The following is a 17,942-nucleotide window of genomic DNA, read 5'->3' as shown; positions in this document are numbered from 1 at the left end:
GTCCGTGATGGTAACAACCTTTACTGCGAAGTGCCGATATCCTTCAGTAAAGCGGCCCTAGGCGGTGAGATTGAAGTGCCAACACTGGATGGTAAAGTCAGCCTGAAGATCCCAGCCGAAACGCAAACGGGCCGTATGTTCCGTTTACGTGGCAAAGGCGTCAAGTCGGTTCGCAGCCATGCGGTAGGTGACTTGCTCTGCAAAGTGGTTATGGAAACCCCAGTTAACTTAAACGATCGCCAAAAAGAACTGTTACGCGAATTTGAAGCCACCTTAACCGGTGAGTCAAAGAAGCACAGCCCAAAGGCTGAGGGCTTTTTCGATGGCGTGAAAAAGTTCTTTCAAGATCTGAATAGCTAACTTGGTCTAGTGGCGCAGCGGCTAGCTGCACACTAGAAGAAAAAAGCCCTGCAATGGTTAACCTTGCAGGGCTTTTTTATGTTTGATTGCATGCTCAAATTTCAAACTCTGTCCGCAGCAATAAATTAAGCACTGTCATTTCAGTGACTCGCCATGAACTCATCCCTGAGGGCTCGACGACGGCATCCATGCCGCCAACGGTCACTTCCATGACATTGCTTAACTCTTGTTAAGTCTTGCGTATATCTGATAGTCCGTAAAGTCCGAAGATTCAAACTTGAAGAATTAACGTAACAAATATGTCCGATCTTTCTGTGTATTCCTTAGATTCTGGTGTTATCAGTAAATTGTTCAGGCATGAAAGTTATGCCTGTCCGATTTTTCTGGCGGTCAACGCCAAGCGGCCCGCGGCTCAGATTTACGTTATAACCTAGAGTTATCACTGGAAGAAGCCGTTAAAGGCTTAACCAAAGAACTGCGGATTCCAACACTGGCGACTTGCGATCTGTGTGAAGGCAGCGGCGCTAAAAAAGGCACCTCTGCAACCACCTGTGGCACCTGTCATGGTCAAGGCCAAGTGCAAATGCGCCAAGGTTTCTTTGCGGTGCAACAGCCTTGTCCAACCTGTCATGGCCGCGGCAAGATCATCAAAGATCCTTGCACTAAGTGTCATGGCGATGGCCGTGTTGAAAAGAGCAAAACCTTATCGGTTAAGATCCCAGCCGGCGTTGATACGGGCGACCGTATTCGTTTAGCGGGTGAAGGCGAAGCGGGTGAGTTTGGCGCGCCAGCAGGGGATTTATACGTTCAGGTCAGTGTGCGTGAGCATGCGATTTTTGTCCGTGATGGCAACAACCTTTACTGCGAAGTGCCGATATCCTTCAGTAAAGCGGCCCTAGGCGGTGAGATTGAAGTGCCAACACTGGATGGTAAAGTCAGCCTGAAGATCCCAGCCGAAACGCAAACGGGTCGTATGTTCCGTTTACGTGGCAAAGGCGTCAAGTCGGTTCGCAGCCATGCGGTAGGCGACTTGCTCTGCAAAGTGGTTATGGAAACCCCAGTTAACTTAAACGATCGTCAAAAAGAACTGTTACGCGAATTTGAAGCCACCTTAACTGGTGAGTCAAAGAAGCACAGCCCAAAGGCTGAGGGCTTTTTCGATGGCGTGAAAAAGTTCTTTCAAGATCTGAATAGCTAACTTGATCGAGTGGCGCAGCGGCTAGCTGCGCACTAGAAGAAAAAAGCCCTGCAATGGTTAACCTTGCAGGGCTTTTTTATGTCACAAATCTAGTTTGAGATTTCGATTCTTTTTAAAAGAAAAGTCAAAGTCGTGGGGCTTCACCCCACAGCCGACCAAAAGGGGAAAAACGCCTGTTCCCCTTTTGGATATCCCCCGGCGTCCCCAACGGAGTTGAAAGCTCCTTGTGCTCATAGCCAAATTTGCTATCGCTTCCGAAGGATGCGTCCCTGCACCTGCGAAAGCTAGCTTGCCATCCATGGCAAGACTCACGCAATTTGTCTATTCACCCTGCGGCAACTCCGAGGGGATGGTGTATTCCTTAGATTCTGGTGTTATTGGTAAATCATTAAGGCATAAAAGTTATAGATTTTTAATTTTTTCGGTATTGCTCCCTATTCGTTGTTGATACTCTGTATCAGCATCCACTTTATCTTGTTCTGCTTGCTGTAAACGTTTAACTGCACTCTTACTGCCATAATACGAGCGGTCTTTATATTGTTTTTTTGCGATAGTCCTAGCATCTTTGTCTTGTTGCAAATCGCAAGAAAAGTGACTCTCATCAAGCCAATATAAAGCTTGCCTCTTACCGTTATATTCACTTTGCTCTGAGTGTATAAACCAGTACTGGTAACACTCTCCTGTTAGTTTTTGTAGATAGCCTCTAAAGCCACCACCAAGCAAATTACAAAGATGATCTCTAGCATGCTTGTTGCCATCAGATAGAATTAAAAGTAATTCATAAACCGGACTTCCGGTATTTGGTAGTGCGGCTTCAGGAGCGGTAAATAGTAAATTATTCATACTATTACCGAGAGGGAGTGAGCAGAGTAACATGCTGTTTGATTCGTTTTGTTGTTTTAGGAACTCAGATTCAAATTCACGATCTGCACAGGTATCCGTGTGCTGCTTAATTGAATTTTGAGAGTAAAGCTGCCTACTTTTTCTTCCTATCTTGAGAGTGGACTCAGATCTGGTTATTGATGTCGGATGCATTGTTTTGCGTGTTATTGGGTGTTTTTTATTAGCCATGTCAGTTCCTCTTTGGTTCACTGACCTCTTATTATTCACATATAGCTTTTTTGTTCAAAAACAAATAAACGGCTTATTTGTTATTCTAATAAAGAAATAATGGCTTTTTTTATGATTTCTTCTGCAGTGAGCCTTTGGTTAGATTGCTTTAAAACGACCTCCTTAGCTTTTGATCTGGGGTATCCAAGTGAGATTAGGGCATGAATGGCATCATTTTGAGTTTCTTTAAAATCGATTATCGATTTTGACTCATTTAAGTATTTCTTCTTCCACCTATAATAAGAGGTAATAAAGCTTTCTATATTAGCTTCAGTAAAATCAACTATCGGGCAGTCAGTTTCATTTTTTTCACATTTTCGTAGATAATCCAGAGCAAAATCCTGAAGATTAAATGAGGTACTAGATTTTATTGCGAACTGTTTATTGTGCTCTACTTGATAGTGAAACTCTTTAAAGTTTGAGCTACGGGCTTTTCTCATTGAATAATTACCCGCTCTTTTAACATGTCGCCCAAAAAACACCTCCTCTAACGATAATTTTCCCTCAGCTATCAAGTATAAGCTAAAGCATTTTGCTAGCATCATCATTACTTCTGGAGGAGGGTAGCTGCCATAGCTAATATCTTGAAGAAATATTTCTAAAGGATTGTATTGTCTAAAGTGTTTTTTATATGGAATTCTCCATTCTTCACGTTCTGCTATTTTATTGTATTGTTTTTCAAGAGTTTCAATTTCATTTAGCCCGATGGTTCTATCACTAGTATCAAAATCTTTCCCTCTATATTCTGGAGTAACTGCTGATAAATTAGCTAGTTTTTCGGAAAGTAACTCTGTAGTTGGCTCTTGAATTCTTTCATACATATTATTTAACCAATCAAATGTATTGAATAAATTAGGCCCAACTTCTGAATCATTTATCAATTGGAGTATTGTCGATTCTTCAATTAAATTTTCACTTTCAGCCCAATCTAAGTCTTCATAACATGAATTATCTATATCATTCATTTTTTAACCTATATGCTTTTGATTTTATAAAGCCAACCTGCTTAATGGTATAGCTAAGATAGAACGCCTGTTGTGAATATTAAGGAAAAATTTTTAAAATAAATTTCGGACACAGAAATGCTTTAAATATTTATAGTCATAGACTCTGTTTATAAAGATAGATAATTGAGCGTGAGCCATCAATTATAATCAATGGCTCCTTTGAGAGGTGTACTGGCCTAATCCATCATTTTTGCGCCACATTCCGGTACGCCTGTCGCAGGTGTCAGCGTTTTGAGGAGTGCAAAACGTAACAGGTGTGTAGATTGCTTTCTCATATTTTTGTTTTGTGACAATTTTATAAAGTGTCAAAATTGCCTGTCTTCCCATTTCATATGGATTTTGACCCACATTGACATGAGCAAGACCATCTTTCAGCATAGTTAACTGCTCTGGAGATGTATCGGTAATAATAATGACGATTTCTTTGTTATTAATTTTTTCTTGGTATGGAGCAATCATTTCACGATAGAGCGCATCATTATTTTGCGCCCAACCACCCACTGCGATAAAAGAGTCTGCCTTCACAGGCTTACCTTTCATCACTGACTCCATTTGTTTAACGGCTTGACTAAGTTGATCAAAATTAAACAAAGGTTCTCTAACTTCTGTCCAGCCTAAATCGCCATTAAGCAATTCACCAGGAGGAGCATCGTATTTTTTTCCTGATAAGGCGGAACGTACACCCATAAGTCTTAAATTCAGATTGGGAGAATCTGGCCGCCCAGAATGCATTATCAGAGTTCCCCCATTTGGCCGTAGTTTTTTTAATTGTTCACCCAATGATTTACCTAGTTCAAAATTGTCTGTGCCTATATAAGCGAAGCGTAAATTCTTAGGTTCTTCTTTGATAGAAGCATCAAAATCAGAGTCATAGGTAACAATTGGAATTCCGGCTTCTTTGGCTCTTTTTAGGCTATTTTCAACCAGGTATTTAGACTGCGTAACCGCGACAGCGATACCATCGATACCTTCATCAATCAGTTGATTTATTACCTGATCTTGCAATCTAACATTGCTAATTTCAGGTCCTCGATATATACATTCTACGCCTTCTATTTGAGCCGCTGCATCTATACAGCCATTTTTGCTTTGATCAAAAAAAATACTATAAAATTTAGGCACAACAGCAAATTTCAGCTCTTTTCCATAGGCAGAGGATATTGGTAATTGACTTAATGCAATAAGCAACAAAAATAATCTCACCACACTTCCTCCTAAAAAATAATCAGACAGCAACTTAACGCTTTACAATCGAATGTAGCAAAGGAATGGATTTAAAGATATGAGATACCTCCGTGTTATTGAACATTATTGTTCAGAATCAGTAGTCCACAATAGAATGGCGAACGGGTAGTTAGATATGAACTTTGTTCGTCAAGGGATCATCCAAGGGCGAAGGCCAACGGCCGTTTTGAGCGCGAGATAGGGATATCGAGCTGGCAATTTAACATGGACGTTTTTGATAGGACGAGCAGTACTCCTTGGTCGATTCTCTAATAAAAAATCAGGGGGTGAAGCCCCACGACGTTGATTTTGATTTCGATTCGAAAATCAAAACGAAGTTTGGAAATGGGGTATGCGTGAGCCACCAATGATGATCAATGGCTCTTTCGAGAGGTTATTCTTCTGGAACAGTAAATGCGGCTTCGGCTTTCTCTAACTCTTGCTCGGTTTTAAGCTGAAACGCTTGCTGCTTTTTAAGCTTGGCTTCTTCTTCAAGTGCGGCTTCTCTTTGTTTAAATTCGTGTCTCTCTGGTTTAGTCAGAAACTTAAACGCGAGCTTGTTGCCCAGTACGTAGGCGACCACGTCTTCACCTTTTGTGCGGCGTTCATCGACGCGTTGTGAAAAACGGGCGTTATCGCGGGCTTTACGTTCTTCGGCATTTAACTTACTCATAATCTGTTCTCCTCATTTAGTTAATCACGGTAGTGTTCCACTACGTTCAGTTAAACAAATGAGTTGTGTTGCACATTCATAAAGCTGATTGGGCGGGATTCTACCATAAGCGCTCACGAAAGCTGTGGGATTAAAATCTACCATCCCATCACCTGTGTTAACTTTGCGCACATAAGAAAGATGCGGCTGGAATCTCTTTTAAGATACACCACGAACACCTAAGCGACAGGAATACATCTATTCCTGCGAACTGGCCATTAGATATGGACCTTGTCGGCAAGGGAGATCCAAGAGCGGATTACAGTTGAGCCCCTCTTGGTCGACTCTTGATTTAACATCAGGGGGTGAAGCCCCACGACCTTGATGTCGATTTTGATTTGATATTCGGTTTAGAAATTCAAACGAAGTTTAAAACTAGACTTTCTTAACGGCGTAACGTAAATGCCGTAACTGTATTGTTGCAAACAGCATCGTTGCAAACCATATCGTCGCAAAGAGTACCGTTGCAAACCGTACCGTCGCAAACAGTATCGTTGCAAACTGGCCAAGGCTTGCGTAAAAGCCGAAACAACATTGGTATTCACTGCCAACTCTCAGTAAACTTTCGCTCCCATGTTTTGATCCGGTGCTGTGATGACCTTTCCCGAGCTTTCTTCTTCCCCTGAGTCGTTAACTTTTGCTGAGCTTGGCTTAAATTCGGCGTTACTTAAGGCTTTGCCTGCAAGTCTTAAACATCCGACAAAGGTGCAGCAATTGGCGATTCCGGCCATTCTTGCGGGACGGGATTTGTTAGCCTTAGCACAAACCGGTAGCGGGAAAACCTTAGCTTTTGGTTTGCCACTTCTACAACAACTTTTGTTGCAACAGCAAACACAGTTGCAGGGTGTCAAGTCGGTGCAGGCCCTAAATGCGCTGGCTTTAGTGCTGGTGCCTACGCGGGAATTAGCGCTGCAAGTGACTGAAGCGTTGCAAGCGGTGGCAAGTCAGTTATCGGCTTCGTTGAACATTCAACTTCTGTGTGGCGGCGTCCCCTTGGAAGACCAATTAGTAGAACTCACTGCCAAGCCGCAGGTGTTAGTGGCAACCCCTGGGCGTTTACTGGATTTATGCAAACAGTCCCACGTCAGCCTTGATTCGATAAAACATCTTGTGCTGGATGAAGCTGACCGTCTGTTGGAAATGGGTTTTTGGCCTGATGTGCAAAAGCTGATGGCGTTCATGCCTAAACTTAAGCAAACCTCGTTGTTTTCTGCCACCTTGCCCGAGGCGTTGGATACATTGGCGGGCAAGCTGCTGGTGAATGAGCCGCTACGGGTCGAAGCCCACAAGGTGAATTCCGTTGCTGGTGAAATCGAAGAACAACTCTATTTAGTCAACAAGGGCAGTAAAGCGCAGGTATTGATTGCGCTGTTAAAACAATATCAATGGCCACAGGTGCTGGTGTTTATCAGCGCCCGTGATGATGCCGATGCCGTCGCTAAACGGCTCGCCAAAGCGGGGATGAAAGTCGCCGCGCTGCACGGTGAAAAAGATCAAAGCGTGCGCAGCCAAACCTTGGCCGACTTTAAAGCCAATCGCATTCAAGTATTAGTGGCGACTGACTTGATGGCGCGCGGCATTCATGTCGATGCCTTGCCTGTGGTCATCAATTTGGATTTGCCCATGAGTGCGCCTGTGTACGTGCACCGCATTGGCCGCACCGCCCGCGCTGGCGAAAAAGGGCTGGCGATTTCCCTCGTGTGCCACGGTGAAATGGCTACTTTAACGGCGATCCGCAGTTTAACTGCGCGGGAGTTACCGCTGGCATTATTGGCTGACTTTCCGGTAACGGATAAGCCGAGTGAAAATACCAGTGATGGCACCGCAGATAGCAAGGTTGAGCGTAAGCGACCACCACGTGATAAACAGGCGAATCGCCGTAGCATCAATAAGCACAGCGCCAAAGAGTTTAAAGGTAAGCGCTGAGCTTGAGGCTATTCATTATGAAGCTAGAGTAGAGTCATTGTGAAACTGGAGTGACGCAATCCTGAAACAAGAGTGAAGCCATCCTCAAGCAAAGAGTGAAGCTATCCATAGCGTTCAAGCTTGGCGTGCTGCTATCACTAAACCGATAACAGAATAAAGCGCATTGGCTGCTGTTAACGCTTTCGCTCTGGGTGTAACTTAGTGACTTATTTACATATAAGGGAGCCAAGTTATGGCATCGACATTGGCGTTAAGCAAAGCACTTCATAAAGTGGTGAATAACGGTTTAACGACTGAGCACTTTGTACTTAGGCCATTCCAGCGAGCGGATCTTGAGGCTTTTACCGCCTATCGAGCCGACCCTAAGGTCGCCCAATATCAAAGCTGGACGGATTACCGCTATAGCGATGCAGTCGCGCTGTTCGACAATATGGATTACGCACAATTTGGTGCGGCGGATACGTGGTTTCAACTTGCGATTGTCACTGCCGCGTCGGGAGCAACACCGACCGCGCTCGTTGGCGATCTGGCGCTGCACTTTATTGATGAGCAGCAGGTAGAAATCGGTTTTACGATTGCGCCTGAGCATCAAGGTAAACATGTCGCTTTTGAGGCCGTCAGCGCATTGCTGGATTACCTCTTTATTGAATTACATAAGCATCGCGTTATTGCGATCACAGACGCACAAAATCTTGCCAGCTGTCGCTTACTCGAAAAACTCCACTTTAGGCGCGAAGCCCATTATGTGAAAAACATCTTCTTTAAGGGCGCGTGGGGCGATGAGTATCTCTACGCCTTGTTGAAAGAAGAGTATTAATAAACCAAGGCAAAAACAAAACCGCATAAAAGAATAACAGCACAAAGGTAGCTAATGCGTTTTTCATTTCGGGTAAATTGACTAAGCCTTGGATCATCTTGTGTAGAGAGAAAGCCATGTTGTAGTGACTCGTGAATGTAGGCACTTCTGGCTGTTCTGAGCCGGGTTTTCATCGGATTCGCCGAAGCTTTATGCCATTCTTCTGGATAATACTTTTCAACGTGACGCTGGATTTTAGCAAAATTTTTAAATTGAACGACTAACAGAATAGTTATACATAGGTTCGCGATTACGATGAAATACATGATGGTAAAGAGTTTATTTAATAAAGACAGATAGCTAACTTAATCTAATACAGGCTCAAAAATCTAGCCGTAACGGTTTAGGTCGTTAAAGTCTGACTTTTGCATGAGCCATATATGAGACATTGACCTGCGGGTTTAGCTGTTGGTTTAGAGTATGAAGCCAAGCACAATGCCCAATCCCATTTGGCTTATCTTGTCTATCTCAGTAAAATCTTTCCATTAGTTGAGCCCGTGTTGGCTCAAAGAACTTCACGCCCGTCAGGGGATGTAAGGAATGCCAGATGAAATCAATGCGTTTAGGCTTAGTGGGTTTGGCGGTCGTGCTCGGATTATCGGCCTGCGCGACCACGCAATCGCCAACGGGACGAGGGCAGACCTTGCTCTTTTCAGCGGCGCAGATGCAGCAGATGGGTGATGCTTCTTTTGAAGAGATGAAAAAGCAGCAAAAGGTGAGTAGCGATAAAAAGCTGACGCAATACGTGAATTGTGTCGCTAATCGGGTGACGGCAGTGCTGCCGGATCAAACCCAGCGCTGGGATGTCGTCTTGTTTGACTCTGAACAAGTTAACGCCTTTGCACTGCCGGGCGGCCACATTGGTGTCTATAGCGGCTTACTTAAGGTCGCCAATGGTCCTGATCAGCTTGCCACTGTGCTCGGTCACGAAGTGGCGCACGTATTGGCGCAACATGGTAACGAGCAGGTTTCTCGCGGACAGTTAACGGGCGTCGGTATGCAAATAGCCGATGCGGCGTTGGGGGCGAGTGGTGTGTCGAATCGCGACTTATATATGTCGGCGTTAGGACTCGGTGCTCAGGTTGGGGTGATTCTGCCCTTTGGCCGCGCTCAAGAGAGCGAAGCCGACATCATGGGTTTAGAGTTGATGGCGCGGGCCGGTTTTGATCCGGCGCAAAGCGTGGCGTTATGGCAGAACATGTCGAAGGCGGGCGGCAGTCAGGGGCCAGAATTATTATCGACCCATCCTTCGAACAGTAACCGTATCGCTCAGTTGCAACAACTGCAAGGGCAGATGCAGCCACTCTATGTCAGTGCTAAAACCCAAGTGAAGAATCAATGTGTGGCGCCGAAATAAGCTGCACGCTGCATAGCGAAGTGCCACTTAGCTGAGTGTTAGCAGTTGTTTTCTGGCCGATATGCGTCCTTAGCCTATTTACGCTTTTGGATAAATACGCAATAAGTGTGTAAAAAAGCCGCCTTAGTTAAATAAGCAGTCAGTTTATCAGCATAGGTCGCGGAACTATGGTAAACTGGCGCGCAAAATTCCACTGATAAATTGAGAGTCGTTAATTATGTCTGATAAATTCAGTACTGTTGAACAGCAAGCAAGCTACGGTGTAGGCCGTCAAATGGGTGAGCAACTGGCCGCCAATTCTTTTGATGGTGTGGATATTCCAGCCGTTCAAGCGGGTTTAGCCGATGCGTTTGCCGGTTTAGAAAGTGCTGTGTCTATGCAAGATCTGCAAGTTGCGTTCACTGAAATTAGCGGTCGTATTCAAGCTGCTCAAGAGCAAGCTGCTGCAGCTGCGTCTGCTGAAGGCGATGCGTTCTTAGCTGAAAATGCTAAGCGTGATGGCGTGACTGTGACTGACTCTGGTCTGCAGTTCGAAGTATTAGTCCAAGGTGACGGTGCTACTCCAACTTACGAAGATACAGTGCGTACTCACTACCATGGTTCTTTCATCAATGGTGATGTGTTCGATAGCTCTGTAGTTCGTGGCCAACCAGCTGAGTTCCCAGTATCTGGCGTTATCGCTGGCTGGACTGAAGCACTGCAACTGATGCCAGTAGGCACTAAGTTGAAATTATTTGTTCCACATCACCTAGCTTACGGTGAGCGTGGCGCGGGGGCATCGATTCCTCCTTATTCAACTTTGGTATTCGAAGTTGAATTATTAGATATCATCTAATATTGATAAAACGCCTAAGCCTGTCTTAGGCGTTTTCTTATGGAAGACAAAGAAAGATTGAGGAGATTGAAATGAGTGGACAAGTGAGAGTGGCAATCGTCGGTGCCGGTGGTCGTATGGGACGCACTCTTATTGAAGCGGCTTACAATCACGACCATATATTGCTGGGTGCCGCTATTGAGCGCGCTGGCTCTAGTTTAGTAGGCGTGGATGCGGGTGAGCTAGCTGGTGTGGGTAAATTAAAGGTCATGATCATGGATTCGCTGGATTACGCGACCGATGATTTTGATGTTTTGATTGATTTCACTGCGCCAGACGCCAGTATTGTCCATTTAGATTGGTGTGTGCGCCATAAGAAAGCCATGGTGATCGGCACAACCGGTTTCAATCATGCTCAAAAAGAACAGATCAATGCCTTTGCCGAGCAAACGCCGGTAGTGATGGCGCCGAATATGTCTGTGGGTGTCAACCTGATGTGGAAATTACTCGAACTGGCTGCCGAAGTCATGGGTGATTACACAGATATCGAAATTATCGAAGGTCACCACAGACACAAAAAAGATGCGCCGTCGGGTACAGCCCTGAAAATGGGTGAAGTGATTGCTAAGACCTTAGGTCGCGATCTTGAGAAATGTGCCGTGTATGGCCGCGAAGGGATCACGGGTGAACGTGACCGTGAAACCATAGGTTTTGCGACCATTCGTGCCGGTGATTTAGTCGGTGAACACACTGCCATGTTTGCCGATATCGGTGAGCGTTTAGAGATCACTCATAAAGCTTCGAGTCGTATGACCTTTGCTAACGGCGCTATGCGCGCCGCCCACTGGCTAGTGGAGCAAAAACCGGGCTTGTATGATATGCAGCAGGTTTTAGGTTTGCATTAATATTAAAAACGCCGATATGGCGTTTTTTTTTGCACCCAGATACCAATGGGTGGACGGTTTCACGTTTTTCCTGTAAACTCGTCGGAATTTGTCAAAATTTCGTAAATTAGCGGAAATTGGTATCTTAACATAACACAAAAAACATTATATTTCAGTGGCTTGGCTCTTTATGGAGGTCGCGTTGACAAAGTCTGCCTTACTCGTACTCGAAGATGGAACTGTATTCTCTGGCACAGCAATTGGTGCCGATGGTCTCTCTGTTGGTGAAGTTGTTTTTAACACTTCCATGACAGGTTACCAAGAAATTTTAACTGATCCATCCTACTCACGCCAGATTGTAACATTAACCTACCCACACATAGGCAACACTGGTACCAATGATGAAGATGTTGAATCCGATGGGGTTCACGCTTGTGGTCTTATCATTCGTGATCTTCCGCTCATCGCAAGTAGTTTCCGCAATCAACAAAGCTTAAGTGATTATCTCAAAGCGAACAATGTCGTTGGCATAGCAGATATAGATACCCGCAAGTTAACTCGTATTCTTCGTGAAAAAGGTGCACAAGCCGGTTGTATTATGGCAGGTGCAGACTTAGACGAAGCAAAAGCGCTCGCCGCTGCCAAAGCCTTCCCCGGTTTAAAAGGCATGGATCTCGCTAAAGAAGTCACAACTAAAGCTGCCTATACATGGCGCAAAGGTAGTTGGCGTTTAGTGGGCGGTTTACCTGCAGATACGCCAGCAAATGAGCTTAAATACAAAGTAGTAGCCTACGACTACGGCGTTAAGCAAAACATTCTGCGTATGTTAGTGGACCGCGGTTGCGACGTCACTGTTGTGCCAGCTAAAACCTCTGCCGCCGACGTGCTGGCGATGAATCCTGATGGTGTGTTCCTTTCGAACGGCCCTGGCGATCCAGAGCCATGCGATTACGCAATTGAAGCAATTCAACAGATCCTGAAAACTGACACACCGATTTTCGGTATCTGTTTAGGTCATCAGTTGTTGGCTCTGGCCTCAGGTGCAAAAACCTTAAAGATGAAGTTTGGTCACCATGGTGCAAACCACCCAGTGAGCAACATCGAGAAAGGTAACGTGATGATCACCAGCCAAAACCACGGTTTTGCTGCCGATGAAACCACGCTACCCGCCAACATTAAGGTGACGCATAAGTCGCTGTTTGATGGTTCACTGCAAGGTATCCATTTTACGGACAAACCTGCGTTCAGCTTCCAAGGTCACCCTGAAGCGAGCCCAGGCCCGAACGATGCCGCCCCGCTGTTCGATCACTTTATCGAGCTTATTGAACACTATCGTCTTGTAACGAAAAGTCAGAACGCCAAGTAGTACGCTAGCTAGGAGAAGAGAGAAGCAATGCCAAAACGTACAGATATAAAGAGTATTCTTATCCTAGGCGCCGGCCCAATCGTGATTGGTCAGGCATGTGAATTTGACTATTCTGGCGCACAAGCGTGTAAAGCGCTGCGTGAAGAAGGCTACCGTGTCATTCTGGTGAACTCTAACCCTGCCACCATTATGACTGACCCAGAAATGGCCGATGCCACTTATATCGAGCCGATCCACTGGGAAGTGGTCCGTAATATTATTGCTAAAGAACGCCCTGATGCGATTCTGCCAACCATGGGCGGCCAAACCGCACTGAACTGCGCATTAGAACTTGAAGCCAAAGGCGTACTGAAAGAATTTAACGTCGAGATGATTGGCGCGACTGCCGATGCCATCGATAAAGCTGAAGACCGTAGCCGCTTTGATAAAGCGATGAAAAGTATCGGTCTTGACTGTCCACGTGCGGGCATTGCCCACAACATGGAAGAAGCTTACGGCGTACTCGATCAAGTGGGTTTCCCTTGTATTATCCGTCCATCCTTTACTATGGGTGGCTCGGGCGGCGGTATCGCCTACAACAAGGAAGAGTTCGAAGAGATCTGTTCACAGGGCTTAGAGTTATCGCCAACAAGTGAACTGCTGATCGACGAATCACTGATCGGTTGGAAAGAATACGAGATGGAAGTGGTACGTGACCGCAACGATAACTGCATTATCGTCTGTGCCATCGAAAACTTCGATCCTATGGGTGTACACACTGGCGACTCTATTACCGTTGCGCCAGCGCAAACCCTGACTGACAAAGAATACCAAATCATGCGTAACGCCTCTATGGCCGTACTGCGTGAGATTGGTGTTGAGACAGGCGGTTCGAACGTACAGTTTGGTATCAACCCGAAAGATGGCCGTATGGTTATCATCGAGATGAACCCACGTGTATCGCGCTCTTCAGCATTGGCATCAAAGGCAACGGGTTTCCCGATTGCGAAAATCGCCGCTAAGTTAGCGGTCGGTTTTACCCTTGATGAGCTGATGAACGATATCACTGGCGGTCGCACGCCAGCGTCATTCGAGCCTGCTATCGATTACGTTGTGACTAAAGTGCCACGCTTTAACTTTGAAAAGTTTGCTGGCGCCAATGATCGCTTAACTACACAGATGAAGTCTGTGGGTGAAGTGATGGCGATTGGCCGTACTTTCCAAGAGTCACTGCAAAAAGCCTTACGTGGTTTAGAGGTTAGCCGTAACGGTTTAGACCCTATCACAGATATGGCAAAACCGGAGGCAATGCAACGTATTCGCCATGAGCTGAAAGAGCCAGGTTGCGACCGTATTTGGTACATAGCCGATGCGATGCGTGCGGGGCTGAGCTTAGATGAAATCTTTAAGTTGACCAATATCGACCCTTGGTTCCTCGTACAAATCGAAGAGCTTATCAAGCTTGAAGGTGTGGTTGCTGAAGTTGGGCTGGCTGGTCTGGATCATGACTTACTGCGCAAACTGAAACGTAAAGGCTTTGCTGATGCGCGTCTGGCCGATGTATTAGGCGTGAACGAAGCCGAAGTGCGTAAGCTGCGTGACAAGTTTGACCTGCACCCTGTCTATAAGCGTGTGGATACCTGTGCGGCTGAGTTTGCAACAGACACAGCTTACATGTACTCAACGTACGAAGAAGAATGTGAAGCTAACCCATCGACCCGTGACAAAATCATGGTGTTAGGTGGCGGGCCAAACCGTATTGGTCAAGGTATCGAGTTCGATTATTGCTGTGTACACGCGGCGTTAGCGCTACGTGAAGACGGTTATGAAACCATCATGGTGAACTGTAACCCTGAAACCGTTTCAACCGACTACGACACTTCAGACCGTCTGTACTTCGAACCAGTCACACTGGAAGACGTATTAGAAATCGTCCGCATCGAGAAGCCAAAAGGCGTTATCGTGCAGTACGGTGGTCAAACACCATTGAAATTGGCCCGAGCCTTAGAAGCCGCTGGCGTACCTGTCATTGGTACTAGCCCAGATGCAATTGACCGCGCCGAAGACCGTGAGCGTTTCCAACAAGCGATTCAACGCTTAGAGATGAAGCAGCCTGAAAACGATACCGTGACTACGGTTGAAGGTGCTGTGATTGCCGCTGAGCGTATCGGTTATCCGCTAGTTGTGCGTCCATCCTATGTACTGGGCGGCCGCGCGATGGAAATCGTCTACGACAAGCAAGATTTGCTACGTTACTTCAACGAAGCCGTGAGCGTATCGAACGCGTCGCCAGTATTGCTCGATCGTTTCTTAGATGATGCGATTGAAGTGGATATCGACGCAGTATGTGACGGTGAAATCGTGGTGATTGGCGCGATTATGGAGCATATCGAACAAGCGGGTGTTCACTCAGGTGACTCAGGTTGTTCGCTGCCGCCATACACGCTAAGCCAAGAAATCCAAGATCGCATGCGCGTTCAAGTCGGCAAGTTGGCGATGGAACTCGGTGTTGTCGGCCTGATGAACGTACAGTTTGCCGTGAAAGATAACGAAATCTATATGATTGAAGTTAACCCACGTGCTGCCCGTACTGTGCCATTCGTGTCTAAAGCGACCGGTGTGCCTTTGGCTAAGATTGCCGCGCGCGTGATGGCGGGTCAAAGCTTAACGTCGCAAAACTTCACTAAAGAAGTGATCCCACCTTTCTACTCAGTGAAAGAAGTGGTGTTGCCCTTTAACAAGTTCCCGGGTGTTGACCCACTGTTAGGCCCAGAAATGCGCTCTACCGGTGAAGTCATGGGCGTGGGTGATACGTTCGCCGAAGCCTATGCCAAGGCGCAGTTAGGGGCCACTTCTGAAGTGCCTAAGTCGGGTCGTGCATTATTGTCTGTGCGTAACAGCGATAAGAAACGCGTTGCCGATTTAGCGGCTAAGTTAATCGAGCTCGGTTACCAAATCGATGCCACTCACGGTACTGCGATTATCCTTGGCGAAGCGGGTATCAACCCACGTCTAGTGAACAAGGTACACGAAGGTCGTCCACACATTCTCGATCGCATCAAGAATGGTGAATACACTTATATCGTGAACACTACCGAAGGTCGCCAAGCGATTGAAGATTCTCGTCAATTGCGCCGCGGTGCACTGCGTTACAAAGTTAACTACACGACGACCATGAACGCTGCATTCGCCACGTGTATGGCCCATGCCGCTGATGACCGTACTAACGTGACGTCAGTACAAGAACTGCATTTACGCGTACTGGCTAAATAAGCCACAGCGTTAATGCCGTGAATTAGAGGGCCGCATAACTTAGGTTATGCGGCCTTATTATTTAGGCCCGTGTCTGTTTTTCTAAGTTAATGAGTCTGTTTTATCGAATTATTGGGTCTATTTTATTTAGCCTGTTTTATTGAGTTGTGCAGTTTGTTTTGAGTATGACTTCACTCATTTTATTGCCCATTTAGGTTGCCTGAAAACTATGTCTGCTCCTGCCGATAGCCCTGCCAAAGTTGATACTTTTATTGCGCCGCCTTGCCTCGGGCAAATACGCGTGCTTTATCAAGATAGCGACATTCTGCTGATTGATAAGCCGAGCGGATTATTGAGTCTGTCGGGGAAGAATCCGCTCAATCTCGATTCAGTGCATTATCGCTTAGTGCAGGATTTTCCGACGGCCACTTTGCTGCACAGACTTGATTTTGGCACTTCGGGCATCATGCTGGTGGCGCTGAATAAAAGCGTGAATGGCTTGCTGACCAAGCAGTTTCAGGCGCGCACGGTCGAGAAGCGTTATACCGCCTTGCTGCACGGACATATCGCCGCTGACAGCGGGGTGATTAATCTGCCGATCGCTAAAGATTGTGACCATTTCCCACTACAAAAGATTTGCCACAGCACAGGTAAACCTGCGATCAGCGAATATCGGGTGCTGGAACGGTTAACCGACCCTTTCGCCACGCGGGTCGAATTTACTCCGGTTTCTGGCCGAACCCATCAACTGCGGATCCACAGTCAGCAATTTGGTCACTCAATTCTGGGGTGCGATCTCTATGGTGGCGTAGGTGAGAGTGTGGCTGATAACGCTGCTGCACCTGAACCAGACATCACTAAGATGACGAATAACAGCAGATTAATGCTGCATGCGACCCGCTTAGCGTTTGATCATCCTATCACGGGTGAGCGTATCGACTGGATTTGCGAGTGTCCTTTCTAAGAGTTTGCTAAAGAGTGATAGAGTTTTGCACTTAGCACTTAGAAATCAAAACTTAGCACTTAAAACGTAGAACGTAGCGCAATAGGTTTAGTTGCCCAGCCCGATACGTTCGGTCTGCATTGGCGGCGCATCGTTGGGGAGCCAAGTATGGTAAATCGTTGCGAAGGTGCCATCCGCTTTTATCGCTTCTAGGGCGCTTTTCCACTGCTCGATCACATCATTGGGTGTGCCTTGTGAGAAGGCAATGTAGAGATGATTAGCGCTAATCGTGAAGAGGGACTCTACATCATCAATACTGGCGCCAGCATCCGACAAAATACTTGGCGCAGTGAGATTGGCATTACACCAAAGATCGATGCGGTGCTTCATCAATTGTTTCGCACTTAACAAGGGCGTTGATGAGGCGGCGACATTGGTAAAGCCGTGTTCGGTAAGCAAGCGCTCCTCCACTGAGGCACGATAGACGCCAATCGCCTTCGCCGTTTTAGCATCTTCTATCGAGGTAATTTTTATGCCGCTATTTTTTAAGGCATAAAAATTGGTCGTGCCGACAGCAACGGGTCCTATCATAGTAAACATCTGTTCCCTTTCAGCCGTGCGCGTCATTGTGAACAACACAGTATTGGGCTGCTCGGTCAGCATTTTCCAGCCGCGAGCCCAAGGTACGACTTTAATTGGATCTGGGTTCTTGATGCGTTTTTGAATTTCTTCTACGACTTGCACCGCTAAACCAGCAGGTTTGCCATCGATAGAGAAACTGATCGGTGACCATTCTTCTGTATAGATGTTTAGCGGCTGTGCGCGCAGGGGGAAAGCGCCGCAGAAGATAAGTGATAGCAAAAAGCTTGTGACTAGTTTCATTAATAACCCTAAAAATTAGAATGTTATAATTGAGTCTCACTGCTTGCTCTTGAAACGATTAAAGATGAACGC

General features: G+C 46.2%; 14 protein-coding genes and 1 pseudogene. 10 read left to right on the top strand and 5 right to left on the bottom strand.

Translation table 11 applies throughout. The features are described from left to right. Together Q4Q52_RS12935 and Q4Q52_RS12930 are read left to right on the top strand one after the other, a co-directional pair. Window positions 1-360 (top strand): DnaJ C-terminal domain-containing protein (locus Q4Q52_RS12935; protein ID WP_311990783.1); only part of this gene is annotated, 360 nt, incomplete at its 5' end. Between the two features lie 385 nt (window positions 361-745). Further along, window positions 746-1,558, top strand: a pseudogene (locus tag Q4Q52_RS12930) (molecular chaperone DnaJ); the annotation flags it as partial. 402 nt (window positions 1,559-1,960) lie between these two features. On the opposite strand, the gene Q4Q52_RS12925 reads toward Q4Q52_RS12930, so the two are convergent. The 4 genes from Q4Q52_RS12925 to Q4Q52_RS12910 form a co-directional block, all read right to left on the bottom strand. After that, window positions 1,961-2,629, bottom strand: a complete 669-nt coding sequence (locus tag Q4Q52_RS12925) for a hypothetical protein (protein ID WP_063884080.1) — start codon at window positions 2,627-2,629, stop codon at window positions 1,961-1,963. 80 nt (window positions 2,630-2,709) lie between these two features. Then, complete coding sequence (locus Q4Q52_RS12920; protein WP_311990782.1) at window positions 2,710-3,633, bottom strand: RuvA C-terminal domain-containing protein; 924 nt, start codon at window positions 3,631-3,633, stop codon at window positions 2,710-2,712. Window positions 3,634-3,822: 189 nt separating this feature from the next. Next, complete coding sequence (locus Q4Q52_RS12915) at window positions 3,823-4,881, bottom strand: sugar-binding protein (RefSeq protein WP_311990781.1); 1,059 nt, start codon at window positions 4,879-4,881, stop codon at window positions 3,823-3,825. A 412-nt stretch (window positions 4,882-5,293) separates the two neighbouring features. Further along, a complete protein-coding gene (locus tag Q4Q52_RS12910; RefSeq protein ID WP_006082790.1) occupies window positions 5,294-5,572 on the bottom strand; it encodes a hypothetical protein in 279 nt (92 codons plus the stop codon). A 633-nt stretch (window positions 5,573-6,205) separates the two neighbouring features. Here Q4Q52_RS12910 and Q4Q52_RS12905 point away from each other — a divergent pair. The 8 genes from Q4Q52_RS12905 to Q4Q52_RS12870 all read left to right on the top strand — a co-directional run bounded on the left by Q4Q52_RS12905 (window position 6,206) and on the right by Q4Q52_RS12870 (window position 17,009). Continuing rightward, the gene (locus Q4Q52_RS12905; protein WP_311990780.1) at window positions 6,206-7,537 is read left to right on the top strand and encodes a DEAD/DEAH box helicase; all 1,332 of its coding nucleotides are present in this window, start codon (window positions 6,206-6,208) and stop codon (window positions 7,535-7,537) included. Between the two features lie 232 nt (window positions 7,538-7,769). Next, window positions 7,770-8,354: a GNAT family N-acetyltransferase gene (locus tag Q4Q52_RS12900; protein WP_006083911.1), complete on the top strand. Its 585-nt coding sequence runs from the start codon at window positions 7,770-7,772 to the stop codon at window positions 8,352-8,354. A gap of 586 nt (window positions 8,355-8,940) precedes the next feature. Beyond that, window positions 8,941-9,750, top strand: coding sequence for a M48 family metallopeptidase (locus tag Q4Q52_RS12895; RefSeq protein WP_311990779.1), 810 nt, complete (start codon window positions 8,941-8,943; stop codon window positions 9,748-9,750). A 217-nt stretch (window positions 9,751-9,967) separates the two neighbouring features. Continuing rightward, window positions 9,968-10,585, top strand: coding sequence for an FKBP-type peptidyl-prolyl cis-trans isomerase (locus Q4Q52_RS12890; RefSeq protein ID WP_006083907.1), 618 nt, complete (start codon window positions 9,968-9,970; stop codon window positions 10,583-10,585). Window positions 10,586-10,656: 71 nt separating this feature from the next. Next, window positions 10,657-11,469 (top strand): 4-hydroxy-tetrahydrodipicolinate reductase, encoded by an 813-nt coding sequence (gene dapB, locus Q4Q52_RS12885; RefSeq protein ID WP_006082785.1) that lies wholly within the window; start codon window positions 10,657-10,659, stop codon window positions 11,467-11,469. Between the two features lie 169 nt (window positions 11,470-11,638). After that, window positions 11,639-12,814: a glutamine-hydrolyzing carbamoyl-phosphate synthase small subunit gene (gene carA, locus Q4Q52_RS12880; RefSeq protein ID WP_311990778.1), complete on the top strand. Its 1,176-nt coding sequence runs from the start codon at window positions 11,639-11,641 to the stop codon at window positions 12,812-12,814. A 27-nt stretch (window positions 12,815-12,841) separates the two neighbouring features. Continuing rightward, window positions 12,842-16,066, top strand: a complete 3,225-nt coding sequence (gene carB / locus Q4Q52_RS12875) for a carbamoyl-phosphate synthase large subunit (RefSeq protein ID WP_263221762.1) — start codon at window positions 12,842-12,844, stop codon at window positions 16,064-16,066. A 208-nt stretch (window positions 16,067-16,274) separates the two neighbouring features. After that, window positions 16,275-17,009, top strand: coding sequence for an RluA family pseudouridine synthase (locus tag Q4Q52_RS12870; protein WP_311990777.1), 735 nt, complete (start codon window positions 16,275-16,277; stop codon window positions 17,007-17,009). A gap of 87 nt (window positions 17,010-17,096) precedes the next feature. Here Q4Q52_RS12870 and Q4Q52_RS12865 read toward each other — a convergent pair whose 3' ends face one another. After that, window positions 17,097-17,870, bottom strand: a complete 774-nt coding sequence (locus Q4Q52_RS12865) for an ABC transporter substrate-binding protein (protein WP_311990776.1) — start codon at window positions 17,868-17,870, stop codon at window positions 17,097-17,099. Window positions 17,871-17,942 lie beyond the last annotated feature (72 nt).

The organism is Shewanella sp. SP1S2-4 (genome assembly GCF_031932075.1).
GTDB classification, from domain to species: domain Bacteria; phylum Pseudomonadota; class Gammaproteobacteria; order Enterobacterales; family Shewanellaceae; genus Shewanella; species Shewanella baltica.
This window is presented reverse-complemented; position numbering and strand designations above follow the sequence as displayed.